Origin of the sequence: Treponema berlinense, from assembly GCF_900167025.1 — a bacterium.
Lineage (GTDB): Bacteria > Spirochaetota > Spirochaetia > Treponematales > Treponemataceae > Treponema_D > Treponema_D berlinense.
In genome coordinates this window covers 1-5,901 of record NZ_FUXC01000025.1, presented here as the reverse complement: position 1 = coordinate 5,901, position 5,901 = coordinate 1, and the positions used below count along the sequence as shown (strand labels likewise).

General features: G+C 40.1%; 4 protein-coding genes. 2 read left to right on the top strand and 2 right to left on the bottom strand.

The features are described 5' to 3' along the window. Window positions 1–995 precede the first annotated feature (995 nt). Window positions 996–4,772, top strand: a complete 3,777-nt coding sequence (locus B5D47_RS11175) for an Ig-like domain-containing protein (RefSeq protein WP_078931911.1) — start codon at window positions 996–998, stop codon at window positions 4,770–4,772. A gap of 47 nt (window positions 4,773–4,819) precedes the next feature. Here the strand turns inward: B5D47_RS11175 and B5D47_RS11485 are convergent, their stop codons facing one another. Next, window positions 4,820–4,960 (bottom strand): hypothetical protein, encoded by a 141-nt coding sequence (locus tag B5D47_RS11485; RefSeq protein ID WP_159443539.1) that lies wholly within the window; start codon window positions 4,958–4,960, stop codon window positions 4,820–4,822. A gap of 19 nt (window positions 4,961–4,979) precedes the next feature. On the opposite strand from B5D47_RS11485, the gene B5D47_RS11170 reads away from it, so the two are divergent. Then, entirely contained in the window at window positions 4,980–5,360 is a 381-nt protein-coding gene (locus B5D47_RS11170) for a hypothetical protein (protein ID WP_078931910.1), read from the top strand. A 245-nt stretch (window positions 5,361–5,605) separates the two neighbouring features. On the opposite strand, the gene B5D47_RS11165 is transcribed toward B5D47_RS11170, so the two are convergent. Continuing rightward, a partial coding sequence (locus B5D47_RS11165) for an IS3 family transposase (RefSeq protein ID WP_143592709.1) occupies window positions 5,606–5,901 on the bottom strand: 296 nt, incomplete at its 5' end.

Genomic DNA, 5,901 nt, shown 5'->3' with positions numbered 1-5,901 from the left:
TTTGTTCTCCTGTAAAAAGTTTTTGATTTGAGGAAAATGAAGGCTTTGTGATGATAAAGGTTTTAAATTTTTTCAGATTCGCTCACTATATATATTGTAAGCGGTTGTCAACTTTTGACATTTTTGAGGAAAAAAAACAAAAAATTGGAATATCAAATTGCAAGCGGTTGTCGTTTTTTTTGATTATAACAGTGTTTCTTCCTCTTTTAGCAGGAAGTCCTTTCCATCTCTAGCCGGAATTACATTCCTGCTCCAGCAGGAAGCCCTTTCCGCTTAGAACAAAAATCATTTTCCTGTTCTAAGCGGAACTGCTTGGTGGTGGCCAAGTGCCATTGCTGTGCTTGACACCGCAATGTTTGAATAGAAAATTTGTCTAGCAATCTGTTGTAAATTTTTTATAGATTGTCCGGTCAAGACGGGTAATGACAAAACAGTTAGATTATAGGCCTCGAAAAATTATATCAAAACTGAAATTAAACCTAAAAAAAATCAAAAAAATGCCGCATTTACGGAAAAACTTAGCCCGGATCGGAACGGCGCGGAGCGTTCAAAGGGCGGAAAAGTTTTTCGCCTTTTGAATGGAGCTTAAGCGGAACCGTGAAGAAGCCGGTTTGTGGTTGTGGTGCGCTCCTTTAAAATAAAAAAGACGAAAAAATGGGCGCTTTATGTGAGCAAAACGCAGGTTATAAAAAGTTATATTTTGTCCAAAAAAAATAAAAATGTAAAATTCTGCTATTAAAAATGTTAAAATATAATCATTTTTTTAGGGTTTTTGTGTAAATAAGCATATTTTATAGTTATGGCGGTGATATTTTATACAATTGGTATTACAAATTGTTTTTTTTTAGACAGAATTGGTCAAAAGTGCTGAAAATTTTTAATAAAATTACTCAGAACTTATATTTATGAAATTTTATTCACCGCTTAAAGTTTAATATAAGCGGAAATCTGCCGGCTGCTCGGTAGATTTTTTTGAAAAATATGGAGGATTTTCTATGAAAAAATTATGGAAAGCATTTGCGGTGTGCTGTGCAATTGCAATGCTTGGGTCTGCCTTTACGGCTTGTAAGTCAGACGATGATGATGATGACGATGATGAGAAGCGACAGGAAACACCTTCAACACCTGATGTTCCTTCGGCTCCGATAATCAGTGTCACTGCTCCTGAAGCTGCTGGTAGTGTAACTCTTTCGGATGATGCTAATCCTGCTGCTAACCTTTACGAAGGAAAATCTGTTCAGCAAGCACTGGAAAAACTGATGACTGACAATTTGACTGGCAGTTACACAATCAAAGTTGCTCCTGGTACCTACAAGGAACTGCTTTTTTACACTGGCTCTGCCTCTATTAGAATTGAAGGTACTGGTACTGCAGAATATGGTACTGATGTTTTAATTGTTGAGTCAAACTCTGGTAATTCTAATGCTATGGCATCTCTTGGGGAAGCTCATGGTGTTACTAACGGCTATTTCCGTGGTTCTACCCGTTTTGACGGAACTTGTAACCTTGTTTTAAAGAACGTTACAATCCAGAACTCTTACAGTCGTTCTGCAAATGACGGCAAGGATACTCAGGCTGAGGCTCTTGTTTTCAGTTCTACTGGTAATTTGGTTGCATATAATTCAACCTTCCTGAGTCATCAGGATACCCTTTACCTTGGACAGAAGGGCGGACGCATGTGGTTCTATAAAGATTACATTGCTGGTGATGTTGACTTTATCTGGGGTTATATGGATGTTGCCCTCTTTGAAGAATGTACAATCTACTGCCGTGGAGACGAAACTGATAAATCCTACATCTTTGCTTCCAGGGCTATGGCTGAAGATGATGCAAACAAGGGTATCGTTCTTTTGAACAACAGAATCGAACTCCCTGCTGGTGTTAATCTTTGGTATGGACGCAACTCTGGTTCCGATACTACTGCTGCAATTCTAAACAGCACTATTACTGGTTCTGGTACTCTTAAATCTGAACTTTATCAGTCTGCTCCTGGAAAATTTGTAAAAGATGCTGCCGGCGACCTTGCAATTGGCTACAAGGACTACAACAACACTTTGAACGGTGTTTTAGTTGACGGTTCTGGACGCCTGGCTAACTGTGGAGAACTGTCAGAACGTGTTGCAAAACGTGAATATAACGGACGCTATGTAATCTTAAACCGCGGATATTCTGAAGAAGACGAAAAATACAAAACTGTTGCTGCAGCAAAAATTTGGGATATCTCTGCCTACGAAGAGGAATTCGGAGCTACAGAAGACAAATCTAGCGAAAATATTTATGTCGATCCTGTTTATGTTAAAAATATGATTGGCGGGGCAACAGTACAACTGGAGCCTTCAAGCGATGTAGCAGACCTTACCTACACCTACGTTTCTTCTAATCCAGATATTGCAACTGTAAGTGAAACTGGTCTTGTTACTGCCATTGAAAACAAAACTGGAACTTCCGTAATTACAGTAACTGCTTCTAACGGAAAAACTGACACTATGACTGTTTCTGTTATTCCTGTGGCAATTCCTGTAACAGAAATGGCTCTTAAAATTGAAGGCGAAAGCATTCCAAGATACGGTATAGCAACTGCAAAAATCAGCTTTACTCCAGCCGAGGCAACTTACCAGAATTGTACACTTACAAGCGATAATCCAAAAGTTAAGTTCTATGATCCTACAGCTATGGCTCTTAACGAAAGCGTAGATGTAACGGGTGTAGGCGGTTCTGCTGAAATTTTTGTATGGTTCGGTGACGATGTTTCTGGTGCAACTATTACTGCCGCTTCAACTGCTGAAGACAGTAATACAGTAAAAGCCACTGCAACCGCTTCAACTGCCGCAGGAAAAGTTACCTGGTCTTCACAGGCTGGAAGTTACCGCGTAAAAACCGACATTCAGAGTGGAAAATACGGTATTTTTGACGGTCTTGTAATCGATTCACTGGCAGCCAATAGCCAATTGATTACTGCAAACGGAAAGATGAGTTTGAAAACTGCCGACAGGATGCAGACAAGAAACGTAATTCTTTACATTCCTGTAGAAGGTGCTTCCACTGTAGCTATCAATCTTAGTCAGGAATCAACAGGTTGTTCATATCATGTTGGCGAAAATCTGTTTACTTCTACCGATAATATAGTATTCACATACAATTACGACGGAAGCAAAACTGGTATTGTCCTTGGTTCAGAAATTGCAGGGCTGGGCGCAGCACAGGCAATTGTTGGCAAAGAAATTGAAAACAACGGAAAATATCTTAGAGTTGATGTAGTAAAAGATTCTGCTGATGTTTACCTTACTTCAATCGATGTAACAAAAACAGGAGAATTCACAGCAAACTGGGATATTGTAGAACAGACTGGTGCCGAAGGAGACTATAACTTCGGTTCAGCAGATTCTGTAGACGCAAGCAATAACTATGCTTCAACAGACGGTTTTGTAACAGGAACAGGTATCACCGCTGATGGAAAAGGGCATGGGTATGCTGTAGCAGCAGATTCTACAATAAAAATTAAGGTAGATGGCATGGCACAGATTGATATTCTTGGCTGTGCTTATGGTGATGGTGCTCCGTTTAAGGCTACTGCTGGAGAAACAGTACTTGCAGATGTTGCAAGTTGTAAACCTTCAACTGACGGAGGTATTGGTGCAACTTTCTACTACACAACAGCGAAAGAAGCAGACATCGTAATTACATTCTCAGGTGCAGGATGGGTTCACGGAGTAAAAGTTACAAAACTGGATTCTTGGAATAGCGTAACAGGTATTGTTGTAACAGCGGCTGACGGTGCTACAAGCGTTAATACAAATGACACATTACAACTTACTGCGACAATTACCCCAGAAAATGCAACAAGCAAAACTGTAAAATGGTCTTCTGGTGATGAAACTATTGCAACAATAAATGGGAAAGGCGTTGTAACGGGTGTTGCTGCTGGCTCTGTAACTATTACCGCTACCGCAACCGATGGAAGCGGAATTACAGGTACTATCAACATTGATGTTGTTGCAGGTGGTCTTCAGGCTGGAGACAGTTATATTTGGGACGATGCAGATTTTACGGCTGATGATACTCTTAATGGAAAAGCTGGAACCTGGAAGACACTTTACATCGATGCTACAAGCGGCAAGTTCGCTGATAATGGAAGTACTTGGATTCAGTGTAACACTGGAACAATTGTGTATGTGCCAGTTATTGCCGATGCCAAAATTATTGTTGAAGGCTATCAAGCTGGTTACACACTTACTGGCGGTGAATCAACAGCACTGACTGACAACGGCGACAAAACTTATACATACAATTTTGTTTTTGCTACAGACGCTGTTACTGTCGAAGGTCAGGAAGGAAAGTTTGCTAAAATTACAATGGGTTCCAATGGTTATTGGGGCGATATAAAACGTCTTTATAACAAAGTTTGGGACGATGCAGATTTTACGGCTGATGATACTCTTAATGGAAAAGCTGGAACCTGGAAGACACTTTACATCGATGCTACAAGCGGCAAGTTCGCTGATAATGGAAGTACTTGGATTCAGTGTAACACTGGAACAATTGTGTATGTGCCGGTTATTGCCGATGCCAAAATTATTGTTGAAGGCTATCAAGCTGGTTACACACTTACTGGCGGTGAATCAACAGCACTGACTGACAACGGCGACAAAACTTATACATACAATTTTGTTTTTGTTACAGACGCTGTTACTGTCGAAGGTCAGGAAGGAAAATTTGCCAAAATTACAATGGGTAGCAATGGTTACTGGGGTGATATAACTCTTAATTACTAATCATTAACTTTACCCCCCCCGGCAATCCCGCCGGGGGCTTTTTTTTGTCATTTTGCCTTAATTTCGAGTTTTATGTGGCAGGGATTGGAAGGGCTGGTGTTTGCCAGTTCCCGGGTGTAGCTGTCTTCTGTCCTGCCGGTTATAAGCATTTTTAAGAACGGTTTTAGTTCTTTGGAGCTTTCTATCATAGTTTTCTGCTACGAAAAAGTGTTTAAGACTTCTGTCGCCCAGCCTTATTTTGGGCAGACCAGACTGTTTTTTATCTCCTCTACCTCGGTTAGGGAAAGTCCGGTACATCGGGCAATCACCTCAGGAGAGACATTCTCTTTCAGAAAGTTTGCGGCAGGAACTTGTAACTATGGAACAGCAGATAGTCCTTACGTGATTTCTTGCGCTAACTCTGACTTTAAACAGGAATATATTGGCACTCATAGTTATACAGGTGAGGATTGCTACAATCCTGGTAGTAGCAGAACCGATCTTTACGGAGATTATTATTTTGTAAAATCTGCTGAGGCTATGGAGATTACTCTTAATAGTGCTACTGGAAAGAAAGAATACCTGCCGTTCATTGGTGCTATAAAATAATTTTTAATGTAACTTTTTAATAAATTATTTTCCCCCGCGGTTTTGAGAGGTGTTTTTCAATTCTGCGGGGGATTTTTTTTGTCTGCCGTGGTTGTTTATGGTTTGTCGGAATCTTGTCTTGTGATTTTTTAGACTTTCTCTTATTCTACAAGTAGAATGTTTGTTTTTTGGGAGGTTTGTAATTATGGAAAATTTCTCTTGTTTTGAAATAGTCAATAAAAGTGCAGTCCCAAATACCCCTTAAATTAAGCTGCTATTAACATAGCTGTTTTTGACAGCCTGTATTTAGTTGGAGGAAAACCTCCGTTTACAGTGCTGATTCTTACAGTGTTGTAGTAAGCAAAAATGTATCTCCAGACTTCTTTTTTTACTTCTTCGGCTGTCATTTTTGTCGTGTCCATCTGATAGATTTTTTCCTTTTTAAGGGTAGCGAAAAAACTTTCCATTCTGCAGTTGTCGTAGCACTTTCCGACATCGCTCATGCTCTGGACAATATGCAGCTGTCCAAGAACCTTCTTGTAAGCCTTGCTTGTGTACTGGC

Coding starts and splice junctions, on each gene's coding strand:
- B5D47_RS11175 (WP_078931911.1), top strand. CDS start 996: ATGAAAAAATTATGGAAAGCATTTGCGGTGTGCTGTGCAATTGCAATG.
- B5D47_RS11485 (WP_159443539.1), bottom strand. CDS start 4,960: ATGATAGAAAGCTCCAAAGAACTAAAACCGTTCTTAAAAATGCTTATA.